Raw genomic sequence first — 334 nt, 5'->3', positions numbered from 1 at the left:
GTTGAAGCAGGCGTTCGACTGGCTGAAGGAAGTCGATAGCACGTCTGTGCAGACGAGCGTCAAACATCTTGCTGATGCCTTTGACCGCTTCTTCAAGAAACAGAACGAACGTCCTCGCTTCAAGTCGAAGCGCAATCCCGTTCAATCGTACAAGACGAACATTCAAGGGAAATCTCAACTTCCCGAAGTCTCTATAATCGGCAACAAGTTAAAACTCCCGAAGTTGAAATGGGTCCGTTTCTCTAATTCGAGGCAGGTCGTCGGACGCATCTTGAACGCGACCATCCGGCGTAACGCTTCAGGAAAATACTTCGTCTCCCTGCTCGTCGAGCAG

Annotated in this window: 1 pseudogene; it reads left to right on the top strand. The window is 50.3% G+C overall.

Annotated elements, in window-relative coordinates:
- Positions 1-334 (top strand): annotated as a pseudogene (locus tag KNP98_RS15965) (IS200/IS605 family element RNA-guided endonuclease TnpB); the annotation flags it as partial.

The organism is Exiguobacterium sp. s127 (assembly GCF_018618695.1).
GTDB lineage: Bacteria > Bacillota > Bacilli > Exiguobacteriales > Exiguobacteriaceae > Exiguobacterium_A > Exiguobacterium_A oxidotolerans.
Note: the sequence above shows the minus strand (reverse complement) of the source record. Positions and strands in the feature narration are given on the sequence as shown.